The following is a 25,457-nucleotide window of genomic DNA, read 5'->3' as shown; positions in this document are numbered from 1 at the left end:
TCGACCATCGAGAGTCTCCACCAGTGCGACGGCATCTGCAACACTGAGCGGGTGTACCGGGCGCGCAAGACGGAGCGGGACAGGCTCCGCGAGGAGATCGTCAACCTGCTGCGCACGTACAGCGTCGAGGCGCAGCACGTGGGGCACGCGTTCGCCCAGCGGCACGGGCTGCACCCCACCGACCTGCAGGCGCTGATCGCGGTGATGCACGCCGAGGGCCGGGGCACGCCGCTCACCCCGGGCCGGCTCGGCGAGGCGATCGGGCTCTCCTCGGGCGCCACCACGGCCGCGATCGACCGGCTGGAACGCGCCGGCCACCTGCGCCGCACCCGGGAGAGCACCGACCGCCGGGTCGTGCACCTGCGCTACGGCGAGCCCGGCATGGCCCTGGCCACGGAGTTCTTCGGCCCGCTGGGCAAGCGCACCGACGACGTGATGGCCGGCTTCAGCGACGACGACCTGGCCCTGGTGCGCCGCTTCCTGCAGGGCATGAACGTCGCACTGGCCGAGCACCACACCGAAGTACGCGCGGCGGAGTGACCCGGCCTAGCGTGGCCGGGGCGTGACCAGCCCGGCGTCGTAGGCGGCGATCACCAGGTGGGCGCGGTCCCGGGCGGCCAGCTTGGTCAGCAGGTGCGACACGTGCGTCTTGACCGTCTTGATCGAGATGGTCAGCCGCGCGGCGATCTGGTCGTTGGACAGCCCGCGCCCGATCAGCGTCAGCACCTCGGTCTCGCGGGCGGTGAGCGGCCGGGGCGCCGGCGCCCGAGGTGTGCGGGGGACCGCGACGTAGTGCTCGACCAGCCGGGTCAGGATGGACGGGGCGAACAGCGACTCGCCGGCGTGGGTCCGGCGGATCGCGGTGATCAGCTCCTCCGGCCGGGCGTCCTTGAGCAGGAAACCCGAGGCGCCGGCGTGCAGCGCCTCGTAGACGTACTCGTCCAGCTCGAACATGCTCAGCACGACCACCCGGGTCGCCGCCAGCTCCGGGGCGGCGCAGATCCGCCGGGTGGCCTGCAACCCGTCGAGCCGGGGCATCCGGACGTCCATCAGCACCACGTCGGGCCGGGTGCGCCGGGCCACCTCCAGCGCCTCGGCGCCGTCACCGGCCTGGCCGACCACCGCCAGGCCCGGCGCGCTGCCGATGATCATCGCGAGGCTGTGCCGCAGCAACGGCTGGTCGTCGACGAGCAGCACCCGTACGGCGCTCATCCGGGCTCCCGGTCGGGGATCCGCGCGACCACCCGGAACCCCTGCTCGACCGGCCCGGCGTGCAGGGTGCCGCCGAGACCGGTGACCCGTTCGCGGACACCGATCAGCCCGTGCCCGGCGCCGGGTGTGCCGGGCCACGGTCCGTCCGGCCCGCTGTCGTGCACGCTCGCCACCACGGTGTCGCCGTCGCGATGGACGTGCACCCGCACGTCGCTCGGGCCGGCGTGCCGGGCCACGTTGTGCAGTGCCTCCCGCACGGTCCGGCAGATCGCCACCTGCGCGCCCGGCGAGACCGGCCCCATCGGCTCGAGCGTCAGGCGCGCCCGCACCCCGGTGGCCCTGGCGTCGGACACGATCGCGGGCAGCCGGCCGAGATCCTCCGCCGGCTGCCGCGGCCCGGCGTCGCCGGCGGTGCGCAGCACGGTGAGCATCCGGCGCAGCTCGGCGGTGGCCTCGCGGCCGGCGGACTCGATGTCGGACAGCGCCTCCCGCGCCTCGCCGGGGTCGCCGGAGAGCCGGGCTGCGGCGGCCCGCACGGTGATCAGGCCCAGGCCGTGCGAGACGATGTCGTGCAGGTCCCCGGCCAGGCGCAGGCGCTCGGCCAGCACCGCCTCCGAGGCCGCCCAGCGGGTCAGCCGGGCCTCGTAGGCCACGCGGTCGGTGTGACTGCGCCAGATCGCCCAGGCCGCCAGGGCCACCGCGCCCACGGCGATCAGCGACGGCATCACCGCCGCGAGCACCCCATCCGCCCCGACGAGCAGCAGCATCAGCACCAGGGCGAGCAGGGTCGCCCCGGTGACCGGCCAGACCCGGGACCGGCGGGCGGGCCGCTGCCGTACCTCCTGCACCCCCGCACCCTACGTGCGGTCCGCGTGTCCGGCGTCGGACCACGGTCCGATCTCGCGGTCCCGACCACGGTCCGATGTGGCCGGACCGGCGGGCGCCTTGACTGGCGGGGTGATCACCATCGAGCACGTCCACAAACGGCGCGGCCGGGCCCCGATCCTCACCGACGTCGGCTTCACGGCCCGCCCCGGCCGGGTCACCGGCTTCCTCGGCCCCAACGGCGCCGGCAAGTCCTCCACCCTGCGCATCCTGCTCGGCCTGGACCGCGCCCAGCAGGGCACGGCACTGGTCGCCGGGCGGCCGTACGGCCAGTGGCGGCGGCCGCTGACGGTCGTCGGCGCGCTGCTCGACGGCAGTGGAGCGCACCGCTCGCGGACCGGCCGCGCACACCTGCGCTGGGTGGCCGCTACCAATGGCCTGCCGCGTTCGCGGGTGGACGAGGTGCTCGAGCTGGTGGACCTGACCTCGGCGGCGGGCAAGCGGGTCGGCACGTACTCGCTGGGCATGGGCCGGCGGCTGGGGCTGGCGGCGGCGCTGCTCGGGGACCCGGCGGTCCTGGTGCTCGACGAGCCGGTGAACGGGCTGGACGCGGGCGGTATCCGGTGGATGCGGGAGTTCCTGCGCCGGCGGGCTGCCGAGGGTGCGACGGTGCTGCTCTCCAGCCACCTGATGGGCGAACTCGCCGAGACGGTCGACGACGTCGTGGTCATCGACCGGGGCCGGATCATCGCCGCCGGGACCCTGGCCGGGGTCACCGGCGACCATCCGACCCTGGAGGACGCCTACTTCGCGCTCACCTCGACCGGGACGCGGGGCCGGTGGTGAGGGCGGAACTGCTGAAGCTGGCCGGGCTGCCGTCGGTGTGGGTGGCGGTCGCGCTGAGCCTGCTCCTGCCGCCGCTCGTGGTGCTGCTCAACTCGCGGGCGGCGGCGAGCACGCCCGACAGCGGTTTCCTGGAGCTCACCGTCGGGGTGCTCGGGCCGCTCGTGCTGGGCACGGTCGCCGCCGGCAGCGAGTACCGGGGCGGGCAGATCGCGACGAGCCTGGTCTGTGTGCCGTCGCGGATGCGTCTGCTTACCGCCAAGACCGGGGCGCTGGTGCTGAGCGTGGCGGTGACGGCGGCGGTCAGCGCAGTGGTGACGCTGGCGGTGGCCGGGGTGCTCGACGGCGGGCCCGGGCCGCGGATCGCCGGCGTTGTCGTCTACTGGGTGCTGGACGCGCTGCTGGCGTACGGGATCACCCTGCTGACCCGCAGCGGCGTCCTGCCGCTGACGGTCCTGATCGTGAACTCCACCGTCGTCTCGGTCAGTTTCCTGCTCACCAAGCTCACCCCGCTGGCGGCCTACCTGCCGGACCTGGCCGGCGCGCAGATGTTCATCGAGCCCCACGACGTCGTGACCGACCTGACCCCGGTGACGGCCGGCCTGGTCATGGGCGCCTGGGTCGCCGTCCTGCTGGGGGTCGCCGCGTACGTCTTCCACCGGCGCGACGCGTGAACACGGTCCGCGCCGAGCTGCTGAAGCTGGCGACGCTGCCCGCCCTGGCCCTGACCGTGGCCCTGACCTGGGCCGTGACCACGCTGATCGCGCTGGTCGCCCGGGACGGCCCGGACCCGATCCCGATGGCCCGCGCGGGCTTCCTGGTCCTCGGCGTGCTCGCCGCCACCTCCGAGTACGACGGCGGCCAGATCCACACCACGCTGCTCTGCACGCCCCGCCGGGCCCGCCTGCAGCTCACCAGGACGCTCGTCCTCACCCTGGCCGCCGTCCCGGTCGCGGCCGTGACCGTGCTCATCGCCGGCAGCGGCGATCCGGTCTACCTCGTCCTGACCACCGTGCTGGCGGCGGCCGTGGGCACCCTGCTGCGTCACGCCCTGGCGGCGGTCGTGGTGGTGCTCGGCTACTACTACGTGCTGGGGCCGTTCGTCCGGGACCGCGTCGACGACAGCCTGTGGCTCCCGGCCGGATGGACGGTGGCCGCCGTGCTCGCCGCCACGGTCACGGTCGTCCGCCGGGACGCCTGACCCCTGATCGTCTTCGGACGGGCGGCCGCGTGGCGGGGGAGACTTCCGCACCCGGTTTGCGTCACGATGGGGGAGGCGGAAGGAGGCCCGGCGATGTCGCTGGTGCACGGAACAGTCGCCCCGGGTTACGAGAAGGTCCGGGAGGTCTTCGCCGCCGAGCTGGCCCGGCTCGGTGAGGTCGGCGCCCAGCTGGCCGTGTACCGGCACGGCAGGCAGGTCGTCGATCTCTGGACCATCGACCCGGAAGCGCTGATGGGTCTGCTGTCGGTGACCAAGGGTGCGGCCTTCCTGGTGGTGGCGCTGCTCGTGCAGGACGGCGTCATCGACGTCAATCGCTCGGTGCGGCACTACTGGCCGCAGTTCACCCCGGACGTGACCGTGCGTGAGCTGCTCGGGCACCGGGCCGGGCTGATCGGGGTGGACGGCGGCTTCGGGCCCGCCGAGCTCGCCGACGACCGGATCATCGCCGAGCGACTGGCCAAGCAGCGGCCGTACTGGTCCCGTGGCTCCGGGTACGGCTACCACGCGCTGGTGATCGGGGCGCTCGTCGGTGAGATCGTGCGCCGGGTGACCGGCCGGTCACTGCAGCAGACGTACGAGCACCGGGTCCGCGTCCCGTACGACATCGACCTGTTCCTCGGTCTGCCCGCGGAGCTGGAACCGCGCTTCCGCCCGCTCGCCCCGCCGGTCGGGCGTGAGCCGGGACCGGATCCGGGCAGCCTGACCGGCATCGCGCTGAACCTGCACGCCGACCCGCCGACCGACCTGACCGTTTTCGCCAACAGCCGGATGGTCCGGGCCCACGGGCAGGCCTCGGCCGGCGGTGTGGGCAACGCCCGCGGCGTCGCGCGGTTGTATGCTGCGGCCGTGTCGGGCCTCAACGGCAGGGAACCGCTGCTGCGCCCGGCGACCACAGCCGCTTTCGGCACCGCCGGCGACACCGCGCCCGACCTGTTGTCCGGCGGCTCCGGTGCCCAGTTCGGCCTCGGTTTCGAGGCCATGACGACCCCCTATCCGTTTCTCGGCCCGGCCGCGTTCGGCCATTTCGGCGCGGCAGGCTCGCTCGGCTTCGCGGATCCGCGCAGCGGAGTCGCGTACGGCTACGCCCGTGACCGCCTCGCCCAGCCCCACGGTGGCGGTGCGGTGGAGAACGACCAGTTCGTGACGGCTGTCGTTCAGGCCGCCGACGCCTGACCGTCGTCCGCTGCCCGCCCGCCCGATACCCCGTACTCTGATGATCCACAGCGGCACCGCCGGCTCGGCGGTGCCGATGAGATGGAGGAACCCACGTGCGGACCCTTGCCCGTACCGCCGCGGCCCTGCTGGCGGTCACGACCTTCGCCGGCCTGACCGCCTGCTCCCCGCCCGAGAAGGAGAGCGACTCCGCCGGCACCGGGGCGGCCACCGCCGCCAGCGCCGCCGACCTCGGTGGCATGGACGCGCTCGTCGCCGCGGCCAAGAAGGAGGGCCAGCTCAACGTCATCGCGCTGCCGCCGGACTGGGCCAACTACGGCGAGATCATCAAGGCCTTCGGCACCAAGTACGGCATCAAGGTCAACTCGGCCCAGCCGGACGCCAACAGCCAGGACGAGATCAACGCCGCGGACCAGCTCAAGGGCCAGGACAAGGCGCCCGACGTGTTCGACCTGGGCAGCGCCGTCGCGACCGCCAACGTGGCCAAGTTCGCCCCGTACAAGGTGGCCACCTGGGCCGACATCCCGGACGCGCTCAAGGAGGCCGGCGGCACCTGGACCAACGACTACGGCGGCTACATGTCGATCGGCTACGACAGCGCCAAGGTGCCCGCCCCGGCGAGCGTGGCCGACCTGCTCAAGCCCGAGTACAAGGGCAAGGTCGCGCTCAACGGCGACCCGACCCAGGCCGGGGCCGCGTTCGCCGGCGTCGCCATGGCCGCGCTCGGCAACGGCGGCTCCGCCGACGACATCAAGCCGGGCGTGGACTTCTTCGGCCAGCTGAAGAAGGCCGGCAACTTCCTGCCGGTCGACCCGACCCCGGCCACCGTCGAGTCCGGCCAGACGCCGGTCGTCATCGACTGGGACTACCTCAACGTCGCGCAGGGCGCCAAGCTCAGCGGCAAGATCCAGTGGAAGACCGTGGTGCCGGCCGGTGCGGTGCTCGGCTCGTACTACGTGCAGGCCATCAGCAAGGACGCCCCGCACCCGGCGGCCGCCCGGCTGTGGGAGGAGTTCCTGTACTCCGACGAGGGCCAGAACCTGTGGCTCAAGGGCGGCGCCCGGCCGGTGCGCGCCGACGCGATGGTCAAGGCGGGCACGATCGACGCCACCGCGTTCGCGGCCCTGCCCAAGGTCGAGGGCACCCCGGTCTTCCAGACCGAGGCGCAGACCACCAAGGCCAAGGAGTACCTGGCGGCCAACTGGGCCAAGGCCATCGGCTGAGCATGGCCACCGTCCTCGACGGCCCGGAGCTGGCGGCACCCGTGCCGCCGGTCCGGGCCCCCCGGGGCCGGCTGCGCCTGAACCAGGTGCGCAGCCTGCTCGGCACCCTGCCGTTCTTCGCCTACGTCACCGTCTTCCTGGTCATCCCCACCCTGGTGGTGGCGATCGGGGCGTTCGCCGGTGACGGCGGCTTCACCCTGGCCAACGTGACCGCGCTGGGCGACTCCTACGTGCTGGACGCGTTCGGGCGCAGCATCCTGCTGTCGGCGGTCACCGCGCTCCTCGGCGCGGTGCTCGGGGCGGTGCTGGCGTACGCGCTGGCCACCGCCAGGCCCGGCGGGCTGCTGCGCCGCATCGTCACCGCCGCGTCCGGGGTGCTGGCCCAGTTCGGCGGCGTCACCCTGGCGTTCGCCTTCATCGCCACCCTCGGCCTGTCCGGCTTCGTCACCGTGTTCCTGCGGGACAACCTCGGCGTCGACATCTACTCCGGTGGCGTCTGGCTCTTCGAACTGCCGGGCCTCGTGCTGGTCTACACGTACTTCCAGATCCCGCTCATGGTGATCGTCTTCCTGCCGGCGCTCGACGGGATCCGCCCGCAGTGGCGCGAGGCCACCGAGAGCCTCGGCGGTTCCACCTGGCAGTACTGGACCAAGGTGGCGGGACCGTTGCTCGCGCCCGCGTTCCTCGGTTCCACGCTGCTGCTGTTCGCCAACGCGTTCTCCGCGTACGCGACCGCGGCGGCCCTGGTCAGCCAGGGCAACCCGATCGTGCCGCTGCAGATCCGCAGCGCCCTGACCAGCGAGGTCGTCCTGGGCCAGCAGAACCTCGGCAAGGCCATGGCGCTGGGCATGGTCGTGGTGGTGGCCGTGGTGATGACCCTGTACGCCCTGCTGCAGAAGCGGACCGCACGATGGCTGGGCTGAGGGCGCGCCGGGCCCGCCGGCAGTCCGCGTTCCGCTGGACGGTCCTGGCCGTCATGGGGGTCTTCTTCCTGCTGCCGCTCGCGGCGATGGTGGAGTTCACCACCCGCGGGGACAGCGGCACCTGGTCGCTGCTCGCCGACTGGCCGAAGCTCAGCGAGACCTACCCCGACCTGGCCGACGGGATCGTCGCGTCCCTGGGCCAGGCCCTGCTCACCGCCCTGCTCATGCTGGTGCTGCTAGTGCCCACGGCGATCTGGGTCCGGCTGCGGCTGCCCGGCCTGCGCCCGCTGGTCGAGTTCATCTGCCTGCTGCCGCTGACCATCCCGGCGATCGTGCTGGTCGTCGGCCTGGCCCCGGTGTACGCGTGGGTCAACTACTTCCTCGGCGGCTCGTCGCTGACGCTCACGTTCGCGTACACGATCCTGGTCCTGCCCTACGCCTACCGGGCGATCGACGCCGGGCTGTCGGCGATCGACGTCAAGACGCTCGCCGAGGCCGCCCGCGGGCTGGGCGCGAGCTGGTTCACCGTGATGGCCCGGGTGGTGCTGCCGAACATCCGCTCGGCCGTGCTGTCCGCCGCGTTCCTCACCGTGGCCCTGGTGCTGGGCGAGTTCACCATCGCCTCGCTGCTGAACCGCACCAACCTGCAGGTCGCCATCAACCTGCTCGGCAAGAGCAGCGCGACCATGTCGGTGGCGGTGTCGCTGGCCGCGCTGATCCTCGCGTTCGTGCTGCTGCTGCTCCTGTCCCTGTTCGGCGATCGCAGAAAGGCGTCCCGATGAACGGTGTCGCCGTCCACCTCAACGACCTGCGCCGCACCTTCGGCGCCGTGCACGCCCTGGACGGGCTGGACCTGCACATCGAGCCCGGCGAGCTGATCGCCCTGCTCGGCCCGTCCGGCTGCGGCAAGACCACCGCGCTGCGCATCCTGGCCGGGCTGGAGGACGCGGACAGCGGCCGGGTGCTGGTCGGCGGCAAGGACATCACCGGCCTGCCGGCCAACCGGCGCGACATGGGCATGGTGTTCCAGGCGTACAGCCTCTTCCCGCACCTGACCGCGCTGGAGAACGTCCAGTTCGGCCTGAAGCTGCGCCGGCGCGCCGGCGGTGACCGGGCCGCGGCGATGCTGGACCTGGTCGGCATCAGCGAGCACGCCGCCCGCTACCCGCACCAGCTCTCCGGCGGCCAGCAGCAGCGGGTGGCGCTGGCCCGGGCGCTGGCCATCGAGCCGCAGGTGCTGCTGCTCGACGAGCCGCTGTCCGCACTGGACGCCAAGGTCCGGGTGCAGCTGCGCGACGAGATCCGCCGGATCCAGACCGAGGTCGGCACCACCACCCTGTTCGTCACCCACGACCAGGAGGAGGCGCTGGCCATCGCCGACCGGGTCGGGGTGATGCGCTCCGGCCGGCTGGAGCAGCTCGCCGCGCCGGCCGAGGTGTACCTGCGCCCGGCGAGCGCGTTCGTCGCGGACTTCGTCGGGCTCAGCAACCGGCTGCCCGGCCACGTCGACGGCGACACGGTCACCGTGCTCGGCACCCGGCTGCCGCTGGTCAAGCCGTCCACCGGCGGTCCGGAGGTGACCGCCCTGGTGCGCCCGGAGTCGGTCGGCGTCGTGCCCGACCCGGACGGCCAGGCCCGCGTGCTGTCCACGGCGTTCCTCGGCCCGACCAGCCGGGTCACCGTCGAGGTCGGCGACAGCGTCGTGGTGGCCCAGGTCAGCGGCGAGTCGCTGGCGGAGCTGACGGTCGGCACCCCGGTCCGGATCGAGCTGCGGCCGGTTCCGGTGGCGTTGCAGGACTGACGACGATGGCGATCACGCCCGGCGCCTTGCTCTACTGACATGTGCGCACCTACTACCGCGGGCCCGACGCCGCAGTCACCGACGAACTGCTCATCTGGCAGGCCGGGACGACGAAGGCCTTCGTGGTGGCCGAACTGCGCCAGGTCGCCCGGGTGCGCCAGGACGGCGGCCGGGTCAAGCGGGTGGTCGCGGCGGTCCTGCTCGCCGTCGCCGGCGCCGGCTGGGCGCGGCTCGCGCTGCCGGGCCGATGGTACGTCGCGATCGGCGCGCTCCTGGCGGCCTTGGCCCTGGCTGGGTGGCCGTCGCACACCCGGTCCTGGGCGCTGCGGGCGGCGTACCGCGGTGACGCCGAGGTGACGGTCTACAGCTCGGCCGACCCCCGCGTGTTCAACCAGGTGAGCCGGGCGCTGCAACGCGCGATCGAGGACGCCCGCCACTGACGTTTTCGTCCCGCGGCCGGGTCGTGGCGGCCCGGCGGGGCAGCCGGGTGCGAAGATCTTCGGATGCGTGAAGTGGTCGACGGGGTCTTCGAGGTCGGTATCGGGTACGTCAACGTGCATCTGGTGGTGACTGACGACGGGGTGGTGCTCGTCGACACCGGCCTGCCGCGCCGGTCCGTGAAGATCGCCCAGGTGCTGCACGGGATGCGCCGTTCGATCGGTGACGTGCACACGGTGCTGCTCACCCATCACCATCCCGACCACTCCGGCGGCCTCGCCGAGGTGCGCCGCCGGTCCGGTGCGCGGATCGTCGCCCACCAGGCCGACGTGCCGTACGTGACGGGCGCCGAGCGAGCCGTGTACAGCCATCCGCTCCTGAAGTTCTCCTCGCTGATCATGGGCACTCCCGAGCCCGCCCCGGTCGACGACGTCGTCACCACCGATGGCTATGCGCCCCTGCCCGGCTTCACCGCCGTGCACACGCCCGGTCACACCGCCGGGCACCTGTCGTTCCTGCTCGACCGCTCCGGCGGCATCCTCTTCGCCGGGGACGCCGCCGCCGGCAAGCGGGGCGGCCGGGTCGGCAGCACGCCCAAGATGGTCACGGCCGACCTCGACGAGCAGGCCCGGAGCGTCGCCAAGCTGGCCGGGCTGGAGTTCGAGCACGCGGTCTTCGGGCACGGGCGGGCCATCTCCGGCCGGGCGGTGGACCGCTTCCGCGAGTTCGCCGCCGTCTGATCGACCGGTTGCGCACAGCGCGCCGGCCGGAACCCCGTGGCTTCCGGCCGGCGCGTCCCGTACTGGTCAGCGGGCGCCGATCAGCTCCGGGGTCTGCTCGTCCTGCGCCGGGGTGTCACCGTTGCCGGTCGCCGGTCCGCCGGCTGCGTGCCGCCCGCGTCCCCGCAGCAGGCGCGGCGCCCACCAGTTGGCCGGGCCGAGCAGCGTCATCAGCGACGGCAGCACGACCGCCCGGATCAGCGTCGCGTCCAGCAGGATCGCCGCGGCCAGGCCGACGCCGAGCTGCTTCATGTCGATGGTGGACAGCGTCGCGAAGATCGAGAAGACCGCGACCATCACGATGGCGGCGCTGGTGACCACGCCCGCCGAGCCGGTGATGCCCTCGGCCACCGCCTCGCGGTTGGGGACCCCGCGCAGCACCGCCTCCCGGATCCGGCTCACCACGAAGACGTGGTAGTCCATCGACAGTCCGAACAGCACCACGAACAGGAACAGCGGCAGCCAGGTGACGATCGCGCCCATCGAGGTGAAGCCCAGCACGCCCTCGGCCCAGGTGTTCTGGAAGACCAGCACCAGCAGGCCGTATGCGGCGCCGGCGGAGAGCAGGTTGAGCAGGATGGAGGTCAGCGCCACCACCACCGAGCGGAACGTCCACGCCATCACCAGGAACGTCAGCAGCAGGACGAAGCCGACGACGACGGGCAGCTTGTTCCACACGTGGGCGGCGTAGTCCTCGCTCTCGGCGACGCCACCGCCGACGGCGTACGAGGCACCGCTGAGACCGCCCAGCGCGGCCGGGACCAGGGTCTCCCGCAGCCGGTGCAGTGACTGCTCGGCCTCGTTGCTGCGCGAGGAGAACGGCGTGGCGATCTCCAGCACGGTCACCCGGGAGTCGGGGGAGACCTCGATCTCCGGCCCGGCCTGCTCCGGCGCGGCGAACAGCCGGTCGCCCTGGGTGCTCGCGGCCAGCTGGGTCAGGGCCGCCTTGACGGCGGGCGCCTGCTCGGCGGAGGCCTGCACGGCCACGAGGTGGGTGGTGCCGTTGCTCGGGTACGCGGCCGCCAGCCGGTCGTACGCCTGCATCGCCGGCGTGGTGCGCGGCAGGTCCTCGGTGCCGGGGAACTTGAGCTGCATGCCGAGCGCGGGTGCGGCCAGGGCGAGCAGCAGCCCGACGCTGATCAGCAGGGTCGGCAGCGGGCGGCGCAGGGCCGGGCGCAGCACGAGCGTCCAGAAGCGGCTGGGCTGCACGACGCCGTCGGCTCCGGTGCGGCGGGCGGTGAGGCGCCACAGCAGCGGCACCCGGGGCCGGTCGACCCAGCGGCCCAGCTTGGCCAGCAGCGCGGGCAGCACGGTCAGCGAGCCGATGACGGCGACGGCGACCACCAGGATGGAACCCACGGCCAGCGAGGAGAAGATGGCGTCCTGGGCCAGGAACAGCCCGGCCATGGCGATGACGACGGCCGTACCGGAGACGACGACCGCGTGCCCGGAGGTCTCCGCGGCGATCTCCACCGCGTCGACGTGGCCGCGGCCCTTGGCGCGTTCCTCGCGTTCGCGGCGGACGTAGAACAGCGAGTAGTCGATGCCGACCGCCATGCCGATGAGCAGGATGACGCTGGAGGTGGAGTCGTTGGACGGCACCAGGTGCGAGGCCAGAGTGGACAAGCCGATCGCGGCGGCCACCGAGGACAGGGCCAGCAGGACCGGGATGCCGGCGGCGATCAGCGCGCCGAACGCGACGATCAGGATGGCCAGGGTCACCGGCAGGCTGAGGATCTCGGCCCGCTTGAAGTCGGCGCCCAGGGTGTCGTCGAGAGCCTTGTTGATGGAGGGCCCGCCGACCTGCTCGACGCGCAGGGCCGGGTGTTGCTCCTGGACCCGCGCGGTGGCCGTACGCAATGGCTCCACCCGCTCGGAGGCGGTCTCCGGGTCTCCGCTCATGGTGATCGGCAGCAGCAGCGCGGTGCCGTCGACGGCCTTGACCGGCGCGCCGACCTCCGCGACGCCCGGGACGGTGCGCAGTTGGGCCGCCGCGGCGGTGGCCGCGGCCCCGGCGGCTTTCTGGTCCAGCGGGCCGGAACGGGAGGTGATCAGGACATTGTCGACGGCCGGCTCGTCGGGGAACTTGCCCTCTTCGATCATGACGCCGGCGCGTCCTGACTCGCCGACGGCCTGGTCCTGTGCCGTGGCTTCCTGCAGGCCGGCCGCGTTGCCCCCGACGAAGCAGACCGCGACGAACACGACCCACAGCGCCACCGCCCGCCATGGGTGCTCGGCACTCCACCGTGCCACCCGAACCGTCACCGGTCGCTTGCTCATCGCTGGTTCCCCCTGCGTCGATTCCTGTGTCGAACCTGAACCTAGGCAGAGGGGGAGCTGGGAACATCCGGGTCGGACCCGCGCCGGACCCGGAGCCGGCCGGGTGCCCGGCTCGGGTCGCCCCGCGCGGCAGGAATGCGGCGAAACGGCGGTACCGGACGCCGGTCGGGGTCAGGGCTCAGCCCGGGGGAGGAGCCGGCCGCCGGTGACCCCGAGGCGGCCTCAGGGTTTGCCCGGGGCCACGGGCTGCGCCGCGGACCAGCCGATGGCCGGGGCGATGTGTCGGGTAATTGTCTCGAGGATGCGGGCGTTGTAGGCGACGCCGAGCTGGTTGGGCACGGTGAACAGCACGGTGTCGGCCGTCTGGACGGCCGCGTCGGCGGCGAGCTCCTCGGCGATGCGGTCGGGCTCCCCGGCGTACGTGCGCCCGAAGCGCGACCGCACCCCCTCCAGCAGGCCCACCTGGTCGTCGTGGGCCTGCTCGCCGAAGTAGATCCGGTCGATCTCCTCGGTGATCGGCAGCACGCTGCGGGAGACGGAGACCCGCGGCTCCCAGTCGTGGCCCTGTTCGCGCCACGCCTGCCGGTACAGCTCGATCTGCTCGGCCTGGAGCTGGTCGAACGGCACCCCGGTGTCCTCGGACAGCAGGGTGGAACTCTGCAGGTTCATGCCGGCGCGGGCGGCCCACTGCGCGGTCGCCCGGGTGCCCGAGCCCCACCAGATCCGCCGGCGCAGGCCCGGTGACTGGGGCTGCACGGCCAGGCCACCGCTGAAGCCGGTGCGCGCCGGGTCGGTCCGGGCCACCTTGGCGCCGTCGATGGCGGTCAGAAAGATCTCGGTCTTCTGCCGGGCGGCGTCCGCGGCGTTCTGGCCCTCGGCCGGCCGGTAGCCGAAAACCTCGGCGCCGCGCAGCACGGTCTCCGGCGATCCCCGGCTCACGCCCAGCTGCAGCCGGCCGCCGCTGATCAGGTCGGCCGCCGCGGCCTCCTCGGCCATGTAGAGCGGGTTCTCGTAGCGCATGTCGATGACGCCGGTGCCGATCTCGATCCGCGACGTCCGCGCGCCGATCGCCGACAGCAGCGGGAACGGCGAGGCCAGCTGCCGCTCGAAGTGGTGCACCCGGACGAACGCGCCGTCCACGCCGAGCTCCTCGGCGGCCTCGGCCAGCTCGATGGTCTGCAGCAGGGCGTCGGCGCCGCTGCGGGTCTGCGAGCCGGTCGCGTCCCGCCAGTGCCCGAAGGACAGGAAACCGATCTTCTTCACCCCGGTGCGAACCACTCGCGGTGGCGCCGGATTCCCGGTCCGGGGGTTTCAGCGCAGCAGCCGGACCAGGGTGTCGGCCAGCACGGCGGCCGTCTGCTCGGCCGGGGCGGACGGCAGCACGACGTGGCTGAGTACCAGCCGGACGATGGACTCGGCGGCGGCGGCCACGGTGTCCGCGCCGGCCTCCGGGACGTGCGCGGACGCCCAGTCCCGGACGACCGCGCTCGCCGTCGTCAGCACCAGCTCGGAGCGGGTCGTCAGGTACGGCAGCAGACCGTCGTCGCCCTCGGTGCCGGTCAGGATGGCCTTGACCAGCGGATTGTCGGCGGCTTCGGTGAGCGTGCGCAGGATGGCGGCCTCGCCCGCGGCCCGGATGTCGCCGCCGTGGGCGAGCAGCTCGGCCCGGACCGCGTCGACGAACCGGCTCACCTCACGGGCGGTCAGAGCCTCGGCCACTCCGGCCTTGTTACCGAACTCGTTGTAGACGGTCTGCCGGCTCACCCCGACCGCGTCGGCGACGTCGGCCATCTTCACCGCCGCCCAGCCCTGCGACACGGCAGCCGACCGGGCGGCGTCCACTATCGCCTCACGCAGCTGCCGGCTCTTCTCCTCGCGATAACTCATCGCGGCAAACCTTAGACGCGACGCATGGACATGTCCAAAATATTGACACGAGCATAGCTCGTGTAAAGGATGACGGCATGGCTCCCATCGTCACCGCCCCCGCCTGGCGGGACACCAAGCGCCCGCTGTGGCCGCTCGCCCTGGTGATCCCCGCGCTGCCGTTCGTCTCGCTCGCCGTGGCCGCCCGCTGGGACACCGGCTTGGCCTGGCTGCTCACCCCGGTCGTCGTCTTCGGCCTGATCCCCGCCATCGACCTGCTCATCGGCGAGGACCGGGCCAACCCGCCCGAGGACCTGGTGCCGGCGCTGCAACGCTCGCCCTACTACCGCTGGATCACCTACCTCTACCTGCCCGCCCAGTACGCCGCGCTGATCGTGGCCGGCGCCGTCTGGACGCGCGGACCGAGCCTGGTCGGCGGCCTCGGCCTGGTGCTGACCATCGGCATCGTCAACGGCGTGGCCATCAACACGGCTCACGAACTGGGCCACAAGCGCGAGCACGTGGAACGCTGGCTGTCCAAGATCGCCCTCGCGCCGACCGGCTACGGCCACTTCTTCGTCGAGCACAACCGGGGACACCACGTGCGGGTCGCCACCCCGGAGGACCCGGCCAGTTCACGGCTCGGGGAGAGCTTCTGGCGGTTCTGGCCGCGTACGGTGCTGGGCAGCCTGCGCTCGGCGTGGCGGCTGGAGACCCAGCGCTTCCGGATCCGCTCCCGCAGTCCGTGGACGCCGCGCAACGACGTCCTCAACGCGTGGGCGATGACGGTGGTGCTGGTCGTCGCGCTCACCGTCGCGTACGGTCCGGGCGTCCTGCCGTTCCTGCTCGCCCAGGCCGTCGTCGGCTTCTCACTGCTGGAGGTGGTCAACTACCTGGAGCACTACGGCCTGCGCCGGCAGCGCAACCCGGCCGGGCGCTACGAGAAGGTCGACCCGCGGCACAGCTGGAACAGCGACCGCCTGGTCACCAACGTGTTCCTGTTCCAGTTGCAGCGTCACAGCGACCACCACGCCAACCCGCTGCGCCGCTACCAGGTGCTGCGCAGCTTCGACGTGTCCCCGCAACTGCCGGCGGGCTACGCCACGATGCTGGTCGCCGCGCTGGTGCCCCCGGTGTGGCGGCGCCTGATGGACCGCCGGGTGCTGGCCCACTACGGCGGCGACGCGAGCCTGGCCAACACCGGCCCGGGCCCCCGTCAGGCGAGCGCGTAGTAGTCCTCGGTGATCACCGGCTGGAAGCCCAGGGAGGTGTAGAGGTTCAGGGCCCGGTCGTTGTCGGTGGCCACCTCCAGGTGGACGACTGCCGCGCCCTCGGCCCGGGCCGTACGGCACATGCGGTGCAGCACGTCCCGCCCGATGCCGCGTCCCTGGAGGTCGGGGTGGATGACAAAGCCGTAGATCCCGGCCCGGTCGTCTTCGCGATTGACCCGGGCGGTGCCGACCACCCGGCCGTCCCGTTCGACCACGAGGGCATTGGGGTCTTGGCCGGCGGACTCCGGCGGCTCCCAGCCGAAGCCCAGGCGCAGCAGCTCCCGGACGGCGTCCGTGTCGGCGGGAGTTGCCGGGCGGACGGCGACCCGCGGATCGGCGGGCACCTCGGCCGGCTCATCGAGCAGCTGGAGAGCATGCTCGGAATGGTCGAGGCTGCCGCCGCGGCGCTGCACGAGCGACCGCCCCGCCGCCGAGTGCCGGGGCACGACCAGCAGCACCGAGCCGGGCTTGCGTTGCCGGCACAGCTCCAGCGCGGCGTCCAGCAGCGCGGTGCCGATGCCGTGGCGTCGCGCGGCGGGGTCGACCATGCCGGCCAGCTCGATGGTGGGCGCGCTGTGCGCGTAGAGGCCCAGGAAACCGAGCAGCCGCTCGCCGTCCCACCACAGCACGTCCTCGACGTCCTGCCCGGAGCGGTGGCGCAGCGCGTTCCACTCCAGCTTGAGCCGGCCGCCGTCGGCCGCGACGACCCGGCGTTCCAGGTCCTCGATGGCGCTGAGAGCTGCCGGGGACAGCCCGCGAGAAAGGTCGATCACGGTGCAACCCCATCACGCCGGTCAACCGGATTTCAGGTCCTGTCCGGGCGTCCGACCTGTTGCAACGCCAGCCACAACGGCAGGCCACAGCCGGGTCCGACCAGGAGTGTCGCGATCGCCACGGCCCATCTCCGGCCGGGAAACCATCCGGAGCCCTCTCGTCGGTGCGGCTGCCGCGTCGCATCACCATAGGCATGGTCGGGCCGCAGCGGGGGTAACCGCAAGCCGCGCCAGCCGTCCCGGACAGAGGGGAGCCCACCGTGTCGATGATGCGGACCAAACCGATCGAGGTCGTCCTGGCCCAGAGCGGCGACCAGGCCGAGGAAGGCCGCGAGGGCGACGGGCGGCTGCGCCGGCGGCTGGGGCCGCTGGACCTGATGGGCTTCGGGATCGGCATCGTCATCGGTACGGGCATCTTCACGCTGACCGGCATCGAGGCCCGCGACCACGCCGGCCCGGCCGTCATCGTGGCGTTCGCGCTCGCCGGGGTGGCCAGCCTGCTCGCCGCCCTCTGCTACGCCGAACTGGCGTCGAGCGTGCCGACCGCGGGCAGCGCCTACACCTACGCGTACGCGACCATGGGCGAGATCGTCGCCTGGATCATCGGCTGGGACCTGGTGCTGGAGTTCGCCCTGGGCGCCGCCGTGGTCGCCCGCGGCTGGTCCGGCTACCTGGCCGAACTCTTCGCCCTGCCCGGCACGTTCTTCGGCGAGGACAGCGTCGTCAACCTGGGCGCGGTCGCGATCGTGCTGCTGCTGGGCGCGGTCGCCACGATGGGCATCCGCCAGTCGTCGCGCGTCACCAACCTGCTGGTCGCCGTCAAGGTGGCGATCTGCGTCTTCGTGGTGATCGCCGGTGCCTTCTTCATCAAGGCGGCCAACCTGACCCCGTTCGTCCCGCCGTCGCAACCGGCCGAGGACGACGCGTCGGGCCTGACCCGCCCGCTGTCCCAGCTGCTGTTCGGCATCGACCCGTCGGCGTTCGGGGTGGCCGGGGTGCTGACCGCGGCGGCGGTGGTCTTCTTTGCGTACACCGGTTTCGAGGCCGTGGCCAACCTGGGCGAGGAAACCCGCAACCCCCGCCGCGACCTCCCGCTGGGCCTGTTCGGCACGCTGGGCGTGTCGGCTCTGCTGTACGTCGCGGTCTCGTTCGTGGTCGTCGGCATGGTCGACTACCGCCAGATCGACCGCGGCGCCCCGATCGCCTCGGCCTTCGACGCGGTGGGCGCGGGCTGGGCCTCGTCCCTGGTCTCGATCGCGGCGGTGGCCGGCCTGACCAGCGTCATCCTGGTCGACATCGTGGCGATCGGCCGGATCGGCTTCGCGATGTCCCGCGACCGGCTGCTGCCGCCCAAGGTGGGGGCGGTCCACCCCCGCTGGGGCACGCCGTACCGGACGACCATCGCGGTGACGGTGGGGATCGCGCTGCTGGCGGGCTTCGTGCCACTGTCGTCGCTGGCGAACCTGGTGAGCATCGGGACGCTGTTCGCATTCGTGGTGGTGTCGGTGGCGGTGCCGGTGCTGCGGCGGACCCGGCCGCAGCTGTCCCGGCCGTTCCGGGTGCCACTGTCCCCGGTCCTGCCGATCGTGTCGGCGTTGGCGTGTCTGTATCTGATGACGAACCTGTCGGTGGAGACGTGGCTGCGGTTCCTGGCTTGGCTGGGGATCGGGATGGTGGTCTATCTGACGTACGGGCGACGCAACAGCCGGGCTGCGGAACGCGAGGCCGAGGGGGCGAGGTCGGCCCGCTGAGCCGACGGCGCGGTTGCTCAGGGGCGGAACGTTCGCCGGTAGGTATCCGGTGGTACGCCGAGCTGCTGATTGAAGTGCCGCCGCAGCGTAGTCGCCGTGCCCATCCCCGTCCGTGACGCGATCTGCTCGACGCTCAGGTCCGACGTCTCCAGCAACTCCTGCGCCAACCGCACCCTCTGGGTCAGCAGCCACCGCAACGGACTCACCCCCGTCACCGCGTTGAAGTGCCGCGCCAGGTTCCGTGAGCTCATCCCCGCCCGGCGCGCCAGCTCCCGCACCGTCAGCGGCGAAGCAACGCGTTCCAGCGCCCACGGCAGCAGCTCCGCCAGCGCGTGGTCCGGCCCGTGGCCCACCGCGGCCGGGATGAACTGGGCCTGGCCGCCCTGCCGGTGCGGGGGCACCACCAGGGTGCGGGCCAGGGCGTTGGCCACTGCCGTACCGTGGTCGGTCCGGACCAGGTGCAGGCAGAGGTCCATGCCGGCCGCCTTGCCGGCCGAGGTCAGCACGTCGCCGTCGTCGATGTAGAGCACGTCGGGGTCGACGTCGATCGCCGGGTAGCGGTCGCTCAGCAGCGCCGTGTGCGCCCAGTGGGTTGTTGCGCGCCGGCCGTTCAGCAGGCCGGCCTCGGCCAGGATGAAGGCGCCCGTGCACAGGGACGCCACCCGGGCTCCGGCCTCGTGGGCTGCGCGGACGGCGGCGACCAGGGCCGGCGGTGGGGGTTCGGCGGCGTCGCGGCAGGACGGGACGATCACCGTGTCGGCTTGCGCCAGGGCTTCCAGGCCGTGCTGGATGCCGGCTTTGAGCCAGCCGCCGACGGCTGCGCCGTCGTCGCCGCAGATGGTGAAGTCGTACCAGGGGGCGGCCAGGTCGCGGTCCACGCCGAAGACCTCGCACGCCGCGGCGAGCTCGAACAGCGGGGTGCCGTGGGTGACGGCCAGGGCGACGGAGGGCATGTCCGAAACTGTACGGGGTACGGCGTTGCGGACACTGGCCGTACCGGATCGGGTCGGCCAGGCTGATCACCATGAGTGAGCGGATCGCTGTGCTGGGCGCCGGGGGTCACACCGGCGGGTTTGTCGTCGCCGAGCTGCGGCGGCGGGGGATGACGCCGATTTCCTGCGGTCGCGCCACCGACCTGGACCAGGCGTTCCGGGACGCCGACGCGGTGATCAACTGCGCCGGTCCGTTCGTCGCGACCGCCGCGCCGACAATCGGGGCCGCGATCCGGGCCGGGATTCCGTATCTCGATGTCACCGCCGAGCTCGAGGTCGTCGCGGACACCTTCGCCGCCTTCCCGGGCGCGGCCATCCCGATCGTGCCGGCGGCCGCCTTCTACGGCGGCCTGGCCGATCTGCTCGCGACCGCGGCGGTGGGGGACCGGCCGGTCGCCGATCACCTGACCATCGCGTACGCCCTCAGCAGCTGGCGCCCCACCCCCGGCACCCGGGCGACGGGCCGGGTCTCCGCGCAGCGCCGCGACGGCCGGCGCGTCACCTACACCGGCGGCCGGCTGCAGCACCGCACCGGCGACGCGCCCCGCACCGAGTGGACCTTTCCGGCGCCCGTGGGCACCCGCCCGGTGGTCGGTGAGTTCACGACGGCCGACAGTGCCGTGATCCCGACCCATCTGGACGTCCCCGAGATCTCCACGGTCATGACGAGCAACGCGGTCGACGACCTGCTCGCCGCCGATCCGTCGGGGCCCGTTGCGGTCGACGAGCACGGACGGTCGGCGCAGACCTTCCTGGTGGAGGTCGTGGCTCGCTCGGGTGGCGAGGAACGCCGGGCGGTGGCGAGTGGCCGCGACATCTACGCGGTCACCGCGCCGCTGGTCGTGGAAGCGGCTGCGCGGATCCTGGCCGGTGAGGGCGCGTCGGCCGGTGTCGCTTCGGTGGGGGCGCGCTTCGATCCCAAGGACTTCCTGAACGCGCTCAGCCCGCGGTTTCTGACGCTCGGCTGACCGGACCGCGGTGCTCCCGGAGCTGCCCGGGAGCCCCGGGCTGTACAGGCAACGCACAGAGGGCTCACCGGCCGCTGACAACCTGCCGGGCCACAGTGGGGTCATCACCGCTCACTGATGAGGCGAGGCGCGCCATGACCGATCTGCTGACCCGGCCCCCGTACACCGAGGACACGACGTCCACCGGCACCACCCCGCCGGCTCCGCCGCTGCCGCCCGACGTGATCAGTCACCGTGGCGGGGGAGACCGGCACTGGCCGCGGCGGGTCGCCGGCGGCGCCGCGGTGCTCGCGCTGATCGCCGGCGGCGGTACGGCGGGAGGCTTCCTAGCCGAGCACTACGCCGACCGGGCCCCGGCCACCACCGCCGCCACGGCGACCACCGCCACCGCATTGGCCGTGAGCGAGAGCAACAGTCTCGCCCCGATCGCCGCGAAGGTCGCACCCAGCATCGTCACCGTGCTCATCGACAGCGCGAACGAGTCGGCGCTCGGCTCCGGGGTCGTGCTCAGTGCCGACGGGCTGATTCTGACCAACAACCACGTCATCGCCTCCGGGGGCACGGTCAGCGTGCGGCTCGCCGATGGCCGTACCGTGCCGGCCAAGGTTGTCGCCGCCGACAGCACCCACGACCTGGCGCTGGTGCAGGCGACCGGGGTGTCGGGGCTGACCCCGGCCACGTTCGGAGCGGACGACAGCGTGGCCGTCGGCGACACCGTGCTGGCTTTCGGCGCACCGCTCGGGCTGGAGGGCACTGTCACCTCCGGCATCGTCAGCGCCCTCGACCGTGCGGTCGGCACCGGCACCGAGCAGCTGACCGGCCTGCTGCAGACCGACGCGCCGATCAACGAGGGCAACTCCGGCGGCGCCCTGGTCGACACCTCCGGCAACGTCATCGGCATCAACGTCGCCATCGCCACGGCCAGCGACCAGAGCACCGGCAGCGTCGGCGTCGGCTTCGCCATCCCGGCCGGCACGGTCACGAGTGTGGTGCGGCAACTGCAAACACAGGCCGCTTCTTGACCTGAAGCTGGGTGCAGGTTGTCGACTGTGGGGATGACCTTCACCGCAGCAGAACTCGCCTACCTGGCCGGCCAGCCGCTCGGTCGCCTGGCGACCGCCCAGCCCGACGGCACCCTGCAGGTCAGCCCGGTCGGTTTCCGCTGGAACAGCGACCTGGCGACCATCGACATCAGCGGCTGGCACATGGCCGCCAGCCGCAAGTACCGCAACGTCGCGGACAACGGGCGGGTCGCCTTCGTCGTCGACGACCTGCCCTCGACGGACCCGTGGCGGGTGCGCTGCCTGGAAATCCGGGGCGTCGCCGAGGCGGTCCAGCCGGCCGAGGGCGAGGCGATCATCCGGATCCACCCGCGCCGCATCATCAGCTTCGGCATCGACGACCCGGACAGCGAGCCGCACGCCCTGGTCCCGAGCAAGCGGGACGTGGTCCGCCGGTAGCCGGCCGGGCGACCGCGAACGCCGGCGACGGGATCCCGCCGCCGGCGATCACTCAGCCGGCCAGGTGGCCGTACCTGTCCTCCAGCTCACGCCAGGTGCCCTGCGCCACCGCGCGGCCGCCGATCAGCACGACCACCTTGTCGGCGCGGGACAGCGCCGCGCGCTTCGAGGTCGAGCCGACCACCGTGACGCCGTGCTCGCGCAGGGCCCGCCACAGCTCCAGCTCCGTCGTGACGTCCAGCGCGGACGACACGTCGTCGGCGATCAGCAGCTCCGTGCGCGGCGCCAGGGCCCGGGCCAGCGCCAGCCGTTGCAGCTGGCCGCCGGAGAGCCGGGTGCCCTTGTGGCCGATCAGCAGCTGCAGGCCGCCGCCGGCCGCCGCCAGGTCGTGCTCCAGCTGCGCGGTGCTCACCGCGTCGGCGGCATCCACCTCGTGGCCGAGCTGGATGTTGTCCGCGACCGTGCCGGACAGCACCCGGGGCAGCTGGGCCACGTAGCCGACCTGGTTGGGCCGCAGGAACACCTCCGGCTCGACCACCGGCCGGCCGTTCCAGGTCAGCGACCCGGTGTGGTGCACGATCCCGGCCAGGGCCCGCAGCAGCGACGACTTGCCGGCGCCGACCGGGCCCACGACCAGCACCAGCTGGCCGCGCTCGACGACCAGGTCGATGTCCTGGGCGCCGACCGTGCCGTTCTCGTGCACCGCGCTGAAGCCGGACAGCTCCAAGGTGCGCAACGGGTTGCGCGGCGGGGCCGGCGGCGCGTCCGCGGTGCCCTGCGCGATGTCCACGCCCGGCACCGCCGACGAATACTCCGCCACCCCGGCCATCGCCACCGTGCGACGCGTCCACACCCGGGCCGACGGGAAGTGCGACACCAGCGAGGCCGTGGTCCACGCGAACCACCGGGCCGCGCCCAGGGTCGCCACCGCGATCAGCGTCGCCGCCGCCGACAGGTTGCCGGCCAGGTACATCGCCCAGGCGGCGATCGGCAGCAGGCCGCTGACGACCGACGGCGTGGAACGGGCCCACACCTGGATCGAGATCTCCCGGCGCTGCCGGTCGCTGCGGGACGCGTCCAGCCCGGCCAGATGCTCCAGCACCGAGTTGGTCGCGCCGGCCAGCTTCACCGTGCGGGCCGCCGACAGCGAGGACACCAGCGCGGTCGCGAAGGCCGCGCGGGCCGCGACCGTGTGCCGGGCCGCGCGTTCCAGCCGCGGACCGAACAGCGTCGCGGCCAGACCGGAGATCACCATCGTGCCGATGAAGAACGCGGCCGGCACGAACGACCGGGAGGCCGCCGTCATGGCCACGATCATGACCAGGCTGACGCAGGTGTCGATCAGGTTGTCGGCCAGCATGACGACGCGTTCGGTGTCGCCGCCGTGGGCCACGACCTCGGCCGGGGTGTACTTGCTGACCCGGCGCGGGCCGATCTGGCCGTGCACCAGCCGCATGCTGATCCGCAGCATCTGCCGGACCCACCACTCGGGGAACCAGGCGCCGGTGTAGTACAGCGCCGGGATCGCCACGATCAACCCGGCGGTGATGCCGATCGCCGGCCACATCGGGTCGCCGATGCCGTCGACGACCTGCGACCACAGCAGCGGCAGGATCGCGCCGTCCAGGCCGAGCAGCACCAGGACGATGAAGAACGCGATCGCGGCGAGGCCGTACCGCGGGTCGTTGGTGGCCAGCCGGGCGATCTCGCGCATGGTGTGCGCGCGGGGGACCGGCGGCAGCGGCGGCGGATCGGCCAGCGGCAGCGTGTTGCCCAGCTCGGTGCGCAGCGGCTCCTCCGGCTCGCGTTCGAGCAGGGCCACCCCGCCGGACGTGCGCGCGGGCGCCGTGACGTTGGAGCTCGCGAGCAGCTCGGCGAAGCGCTGCGATGCGCGCAGCGGCCCGGCCTCCAGCACCTGGCCGTCGGCGAGCACCACGACCTCGTCGCAGCGGCGCACCGAGGACAGCCGGTGCGCGACGATGACGCCGATCCGGCCCTCGAGCAGCCGGTCGGTGGCGCGCTGGACCCAGGACTCGGTGACCGGGTCCATCCGGGCGGTGGCCTCGTCCAGGATCACCACGTGCGGGTCCCGGACCAGGATCCGGGCGAACGCGACCAGCTGCTCCTGCCCGGCGGAGAGGACGTAGCCGCCCTCGCCGAGCCGGGTGTCGATGCCGTCGGGCAGCGCGTCGGCCCACGAGGTCAGGCCCAGCTCCTCCAGCGCGGCGCCGGCCTGCGGCTGCAGCTCCGGGTCGAACAGCGCGATGTTCTCGGCCAGGGTGCCGGCCAGGATCTCGGTGCGCTGCGGGACGATCGCCGTCCACCGGCGCAGCCCCTCGACGTCCAGGTCGACGATGTCGGTGCCGCCGAGGAAGACGGTGCCGCGGGGCACGTCCACGGCCCGGGTGAGCACCTTGGCCAGCGTCGACTTGCCCGAGCCGGTGCGCCCGATCAGCGCGTAGGACCGGCCGCGGGCGAAGGACAGGTTGATGCCGCGCAGCGCCGGCGGGCGCCCGGAGTCGGCCTCGCCGTAGCGGAAGGTCAGATCCCGGACGTGCAGGTCGCCGTCGACCGGCGGCAGCCCGGCGGTCGGCTCCTGCTGTACGGCCCGCAGCGACTGCACGCGGCTCCAGGCACCGAGCGCGTTCTGGAGCTCCGGCACCATCCGGGTGACGTGTTCCAGCGTGCCGCCGAAGCCGAGCGCGAGCAGCCACACCGCGGTGAGCCGGGCCCCGTCGACGTGCCCGGCGGTCAGTGCCCAGGCGCCGACGATCACGAGTCCCGCGATCAGCACCCGGGTGATCGCCCCGGCGCTGAGGGTCACCCGCGACGACGTGGTCCACACCTTGCGGCCGCGGATCAGCACCTCGCGGGCGCGCTGGGCGTAGAGCCGGCGGACGTACGGGGCGGCCAGGCTGGTGCGGACGTCGTCCTGACCGTGGACGGACTCCTCCATCACGGCGGCCAGGTCGGACCAGGCCTCCTCCTCGCGCACCCGCAGCGGCGAGATGCGCTGGACCGGTTTGGTCAGCACGGCCACCAGCAGGATCGAGACGAGCAGCATGCCGATGCCGGCGGGCCACCAGGCGAAGAAGGCGGTGACGATGGAGAGCACCGCCACGGCGAGGGACTGGGCCAGCCGTACGCCGCTGCCGCGCAGCTCGGAGCCGACCTGGTAGACGTCGCTGTCGATGCGGTCGAGCAGCTCGCCGACCGGGGTGTTCTCCAGGGATGGCAGCTCCTGGCCGAAGGCGACCCGGCACAGGCCGCGGCGCACAGTGGCCGCCCAGTCGGCGGTCAGCCCGGCGACGACCAGGCCGACGATGACGTCGCTGAGCACGGACGCCACCAGGGCGATGGCGAGCAGCGTGAACAGCGGCACCGACCGGTTGACCAGCACGGCGCCGGCGAGGCCGAGGGCGCCGGCCTGCCCGGCCGCGCCCAGGACGATGAGGACCGCCACGAGACCGGTGCGCCGGGGCGAAGTCGCCCATAAGTCGCGGAGCAGGCGCATCGAAAGTCCTCACGGATAGGGGAAGGCGGTGACTCCATCCTGCGGTGCGTGCGGGTGCGGACTCAACGCAATTACGCGGCCGCGGGTTATCACGTGCGTCACCATGGCGGGAACGTCGAAAAACCGGTACTGGCTTCTACCCA

24 protein-coding genes are annotated in these 25,457 nt (G+C 72.9%); 16 read left to right on the top strand and 8 right to left on the bottom strand.

The features are described from left to right. Window positions 1-51 precede the first annotated feature (51 nt). Window positions 52-540 carry a MarR family winged helix-turn-helix transcriptional regulator gene (locus ACQP2Y_RS25245; protein WP_433717497.1) on the top strand — a complete coding sequence of 163 codons (489 nt, stop codon included), beginning with the start codon at window positions 52-54 and terminating at the stop codon, window positions 538-540. A 6-nt stretch (window positions 541-546) separates the two neighbouring features. Here the strand turns inward: ACQP2Y_RS25245 and ACQP2Y_RS25240 are convergent, their stop codons facing one another. Together ACQP2Y_RS25240 and ACQP2Y_RS25235 are read right to left on the bottom strand one after the other, a co-directional pair. Continuing rightward, window positions 547-1,152, bottom strand: a complete 606-nt coding sequence (locus ACQP2Y_RS25240; protein ID WP_433732059.1) for a response regulator — start codon at window positions 1,150-1,152, stop codon at window positions 547-549. A 56-nt stretch (window positions 1,153-1,208) separates the two neighbouring features. Then, window positions 1,209-2,060: a sensor histidine kinase gene (locus tag ACQP2Y_RS25235; RefSeq protein ID WP_433717496.1), complete on the bottom strand. Its 852-nt coding sequence runs from the start codon at window positions 2,058-2,060 to the stop codon at window positions 1,209-1,211. A 109-nt stretch (window positions 2,061-2,169) separates the two neighbouring features. Between ACQP2Y_RS25235 and ACQP2Y_RS25230 the strand changes: the two genes are divergently transcribed. The 10 genes from ACQP2Y_RS25230 (at window position 2,170) to ACQP2Y_RS25185 (ending at window position 10,400) form a co-directional block, all read left to right on the top strand. Beyond that, window positions 2,170-2,883, top strand: a complete 714-nt coding sequence (locus ACQP2Y_RS25230; RefSeq protein WP_433717495.1) for an ABC transporter ATP-binding protein — start codon at window positions 2,170-2,172, stop codon at window positions 2,881-2,883. Next, the gene (locus ACQP2Y_RS25225; RefSeq protein ID WP_433717494.1) at window positions 2,880-3,554 is read left to right on the top strand and encodes an ABC transporter permease; all 675 of its coding nucleotides are present in this window, start codon (window positions 2,880-2,882) and stop codon (window positions 3,552-3,554) included. The genes ACQP2Y_RS25230 and ACQP2Y_RS25225 overlap by 4 nt, the downstream gene beginning before the upstream one ends. Then, entirely contained in the window at window positions 3,551-4,081 is a 531-nt protein-coding gene (locus tag ACQP2Y_RS25220; RefSeq protein ID WP_433717493.1) for a hypothetical protein, read from the top strand. Before ACQP2Y_RS25225 ends, ACQP2Y_RS25220 begins: the two co-directional genes overlap by 4 nt. Window positions 4,082-4,174: 93 nt before the next feature. Then, window positions 4,175-5,275, top strand: a complete 1,101-nt coding sequence (locus ACQP2Y_RS25215; RefSeq protein WP_433717492.1) for a serine hydrolase domain-containing protein — start codon at window positions 4,175-4,177, stop codon at window positions 5,273-5,275. A 95-nt stretch (window positions 5,276-5,370) separates the two neighbouring features. After that, complete coding sequence (locus tag ACQP2Y_RS25210; RefSeq protein ID WP_433717491.1) at window positions 5,371-6,498, top strand: ABC transporter substrate-binding protein; 1,128 nt, start codon at window positions 5,371-5,373, stop codon at window positions 6,496-6,498. 2 nt (window positions 6,499-6,500) lie between these two features. Beyond that, window positions 6,501-7,421 carry an ABC transporter permease gene (locus ACQP2Y_RS25205; protein WP_360829550.1) on the top strand — a complete coding sequence of 307 codons (921 nt, stop codon included), beginning with the start codon at window positions 6,501-6,503 and terminating at the stop codon, window positions 7,419-7,421. Next, window positions 7,409-8,203 carry an ABC transporter permease gene (locus ACQP2Y_RS25200; RefSeq protein ID WP_360829553.1) on the top strand — a complete coding sequence of 265 codons (795 nt, stop codon included), beginning with the start codon at window positions 7,409-7,411 and terminating at the stop codon, window positions 8,201-8,203. Before ACQP2Y_RS25205 ends, ACQP2Y_RS25200 begins: the two co-directional genes overlap by 13 nt. Then, complete coding sequence (locus ACQP2Y_RS25195; protein WP_433717488.1) at window positions 8,200-9,222, top strand: ABC transporter ATP-binding protein; 1,023 nt, start codon at window positions 8,200-8,202, stop codon at window positions 9,220-9,222. Before ACQP2Y_RS25200 ends, ACQP2Y_RS25195 begins: the two co-directional genes overlap by 4 nt. A gap of 41 nt (window positions 9,223-9,263) precedes the next feature. Continuing rightward, on the top strand, window positions 9,264-9,662 hold the full coding sequence (locus tag ACQP2Y_RS25190; RefSeq protein WP_433717486.1) for a DUF6232 family protein: 399 nt from the start codon (window positions 9,264-9,266) through the stop codon (window positions 9,660-9,662). Between the two features lie 63 nt (window positions 9,663-9,725). After that, complete coding sequence (locus ACQP2Y_RS25185) at window positions 9,726-10,400, top strand: MBL fold metallo-hydrolase (protein WP_433717484.1); 675 nt, start codon at window positions 9,726-9,728, stop codon at window positions 10,398-10,400. Window positions 10,401-10,466: 66 nt separating this feature from the next. On the opposite strand, the gene ACQP2Y_RS25180 is transcribed toward ACQP2Y_RS25185, so the two are convergent. The 3 genes from ACQP2Y_RS25180 to ACQP2Y_RS25170 form a co-directional block, all read right to left on the bottom strand. Further along, a complete protein-coding gene (locus tag ACQP2Y_RS25180; protein WP_433717482.1) occupies window positions 10,467-12,719 on the bottom strand; it encodes an MMPL family transporter in 2,253 nt (750 codons plus the stop codon). A 222-nt stretch (window positions 12,720-12,941) separates the two neighbouring features. Further along, window positions 12,942-13,982 (bottom strand): LLM class flavin-dependent oxidoreductase, encoded by a 1,041-nt coding sequence (locus ACQP2Y_RS25175; RefSeq protein ID WP_433717480.1) that lies wholly within the window; start codon window positions 13,980-13,982, stop codon window positions 12,942-12,944. Between the two features lie 48 nt (window positions 13,983-14,030). Further along, window positions 14,031-14,606: a TetR/AcrR family transcriptional regulator gene (locus tag ACQP2Y_RS25170; RefSeq protein WP_433717478.1), complete on the bottom strand. Its 576-nt coding sequence runs from the start codon at window positions 14,604-14,606 to the stop codon at window positions 14,031-14,033. Window positions 14,607-14,683: 77 nt separating this feature from the next. Here ACQP2Y_RS25170 and ACQP2Y_RS25165 point away from each other — a divergent pair, with 77 nt between their 5' ends. Continuing rightward, complete coding sequence (locus tag ACQP2Y_RS25165; RefSeq protein ID WP_433717476.1) at window positions 14,684-15,817, top strand: alkane 1-monooxygenase; 1,134 nt, start codon at window positions 14,684-14,686, stop codon at window positions 15,815-15,817. On the opposite strand, the gene ACQP2Y_RS25160 is transcribed toward ACQP2Y_RS25165, so the two are convergent. Next, complete coding sequence (locus ACQP2Y_RS25160) at window positions 15,802-16,629, bottom strand: GNAT family N-acetyltransferase (protein WP_433717474.1); 828 nt, start codon at window positions 16,627-16,629, stop codon at window positions 15,802-15,804. The genes ACQP2Y_RS25165 and ACQP2Y_RS25160 overlap by 16 nt on opposite strands. A gap of 269 nt (window positions 16,630-16,898) precedes the next feature. Between ACQP2Y_RS25160 and ACQP2Y_RS25155 the strand changes: the two genes are divergently transcribed. Next, window positions 16,899-18,380, top strand: a complete 1,482-nt coding sequence (locus tag ACQP2Y_RS25155; protein ID WP_433717472.1) for an amino acid permease — start codon at window positions 16,899-16,901, stop codon at window positions 18,378-18,380. Between the two features lie 17 nt (window positions 18,381-18,397). On the opposite strand, the gene ACQP2Y_RS25150 is transcribed toward ACQP2Y_RS25155, so the two are convergent. Further along, a complete protein-coding gene (locus tag ACQP2Y_RS25150; RefSeq protein WP_433717470.1) occupies window positions 18,398-19,333 on the bottom strand; it encodes a helix-turn-helix domain-containing protein in 936 nt (311 codons plus the stop codon). Between the two features lie 71 nt (window positions 19,334-19,404). Here ACQP2Y_RS25150 and ACQP2Y_RS25145 point away from each other — a divergent pair, with 71 nt between their 5' ends. The 3 genes from ACQP2Y_RS25145 (at window position 19,405) to ACQP2Y_RS25135 (ending at window position 21,800) form a co-directional block, all read left to right on the top strand. Next, complete coding sequence (locus tag ACQP2Y_RS25145) at window positions 19,405-20,340, top strand: saccharopine dehydrogenase (protein WP_433717468.1); 936 nt, start codon at window positions 19,405-19,407, stop codon at window positions 20,338-20,340. Window positions 20,341-20,474: 134 nt separating this feature from the next. Further along, a complete protein-coding gene (locus tag ACQP2Y_RS25140) occupies window positions 20,475-21,362 on the top strand; it encodes a S1C family serine protease (protein ID WP_433717466.1) in 888 nt (295 codons plus the stop codon). A gap of 33 nt (window positions 21,363-21,395) precedes the next feature. Further along, the gene (locus ACQP2Y_RS25135; protein ID WP_433717464.1) at window positions 21,396-21,800 is read left to right on the top strand and encodes a PPOX class F420-dependent oxidoreductase; all 405 of its coding nucleotides are present in this window, start codon (window positions 21,396-21,398) and stop codon (window positions 21,798-21,800) included. A gap of 52 nt (window positions 21,801-21,852) precedes the next feature. Here ACQP2Y_RS25135 and ACQP2Y_RS25130 read toward each other — a convergent pair whose 3' ends face one another. Beyond that, window positions 21,853-25,314 (bottom strand): ATP-binding cassette domain-containing protein, encoded by a 3,462-nt coding sequence (locus tag ACQP2Y_RS25130; protein ID WP_433717462.1) that lies wholly within the window; start codon window positions 25,312-25,314, stop codon window positions 21,853-21,855. Window positions 25,315-25,457: the final 143 nt, after the last annotated feature.

The organism is Actinoplanes sp. CA-051413 (assembly GCF_050955795.1).
Classification (GTDB): Bacteria; Actinomycetota; Actinomycetes; order Mycobacteriales; family Micromonosporaceae; genus Actinoplanes.
The sequence above is the reverse complement of the archived record's forward strand: the minus strand, read 5'-3'. Positions and strand labels throughout refer to the sequence as shown.

Coding starts and splice junctions, on each gene's coding strand:
- ACQP2Y_RS25130 (WP_433717462.1), bottom strand. CDS start 25,314: ATGCGCCTGCTCCGCGACTTATGGGCGACTTCGCCCCGGCGCACCGGT.
- ACQP2Y_RS25200 (WP_360829553.1), top strand. CDS start 7,409: ATGGCTGGGCTGAGGGCGCGCCGGGCCCGCCGGCAGTCCGCGTTCCGC.
- ACQP2Y_RS25195 (WP_433717488.1), top strand. CDS start 8,200: ATGAACGGTGTCGCCGTCCACCTCAACGACCTGCGCCGCACCTTCGGC.
- ACQP2Y_RS25140 (WP_433717466.1), top strand. CDS start 20,475: ATGACCGATCTGCTGACCCGGCCCCCGTACACCGAGGACACGACGTCC.
- ACQP2Y_RS25155 (WP_433717472.1), top strand. CDS start 16,899: ATGCGGACCAAACCGATCGAGGTCGTCCTGGCCCAGAGCGGCGACCAG.
- ACQP2Y_RS25215 (WP_433717492.1), top strand. CDS start 4,175: ATGTCGCTGGTGCACGGAACAGTCGCCCCGGGTTACGAGAAGGTCCGG.
- ACQP2Y_RS25135 (WP_433717464.1), top strand. CDS start 21,396: ATGACCTTCACCGCAGCAGAACTCGCCTACCTGGCCGGCCAGCCGCTC.
- ACQP2Y_RS25165 (WP_433717476.1), top strand. CDS start 14,684: ATGGCTCCCATCGTCACCGCCCCCGCCTGGCGGGACACCAAGCGCCCG.
- ACQP2Y_RS25145 (WP_433717468.1), top strand. CDS start 19,405: ATGAGTGAGCGGATCGCTGTGCTGGGCGCCGGGGGTCACACCGGCGGG.
- ACQP2Y_RS25170 (WP_433717478.1), bottom strand. CDS start 14,606: ATGAGTTATCGCGAGGAGAAGAGCCGGCAGCTGCGTGAGGCGATAGTG.
- ACQP2Y_RS25185 (WP_433717484.1), top strand. CDS start 9,726: ATGCGTGAAGTGGTCGACGGGGTCTTCGAGGTCGGTATCGGGTACGTC.
- ACQP2Y_RS25150 (WP_433717470.1), bottom strand. CDS start 19,333: ATGCCCTCCGTCGCCCTGGCCGTCACCCACGGCACCCCGCTGTTCGAG.
- ACQP2Y_RS25205 (WP_360829550.1), top strand. CDS start 6,501: ATGGCCACCGTCCTCGACGGCCCGGAGCTGGCGGCACCCGTGCCGCCG.
- ACQP2Y_RS25180 (WP_433717482.1), bottom strand. CDS start 12,719: ATGAGCAAGCGACCGGTGACGGTTCGGGTGGCACGGTGGAGTGCCGAG.
- ACQP2Y_RS25240 (WP_433732059.1), bottom strand. CDS start 1,152: ATGATCATCGGCAGCGCGCCGGGCCTGGCGGTGGTCGGCCAGGCCGGT.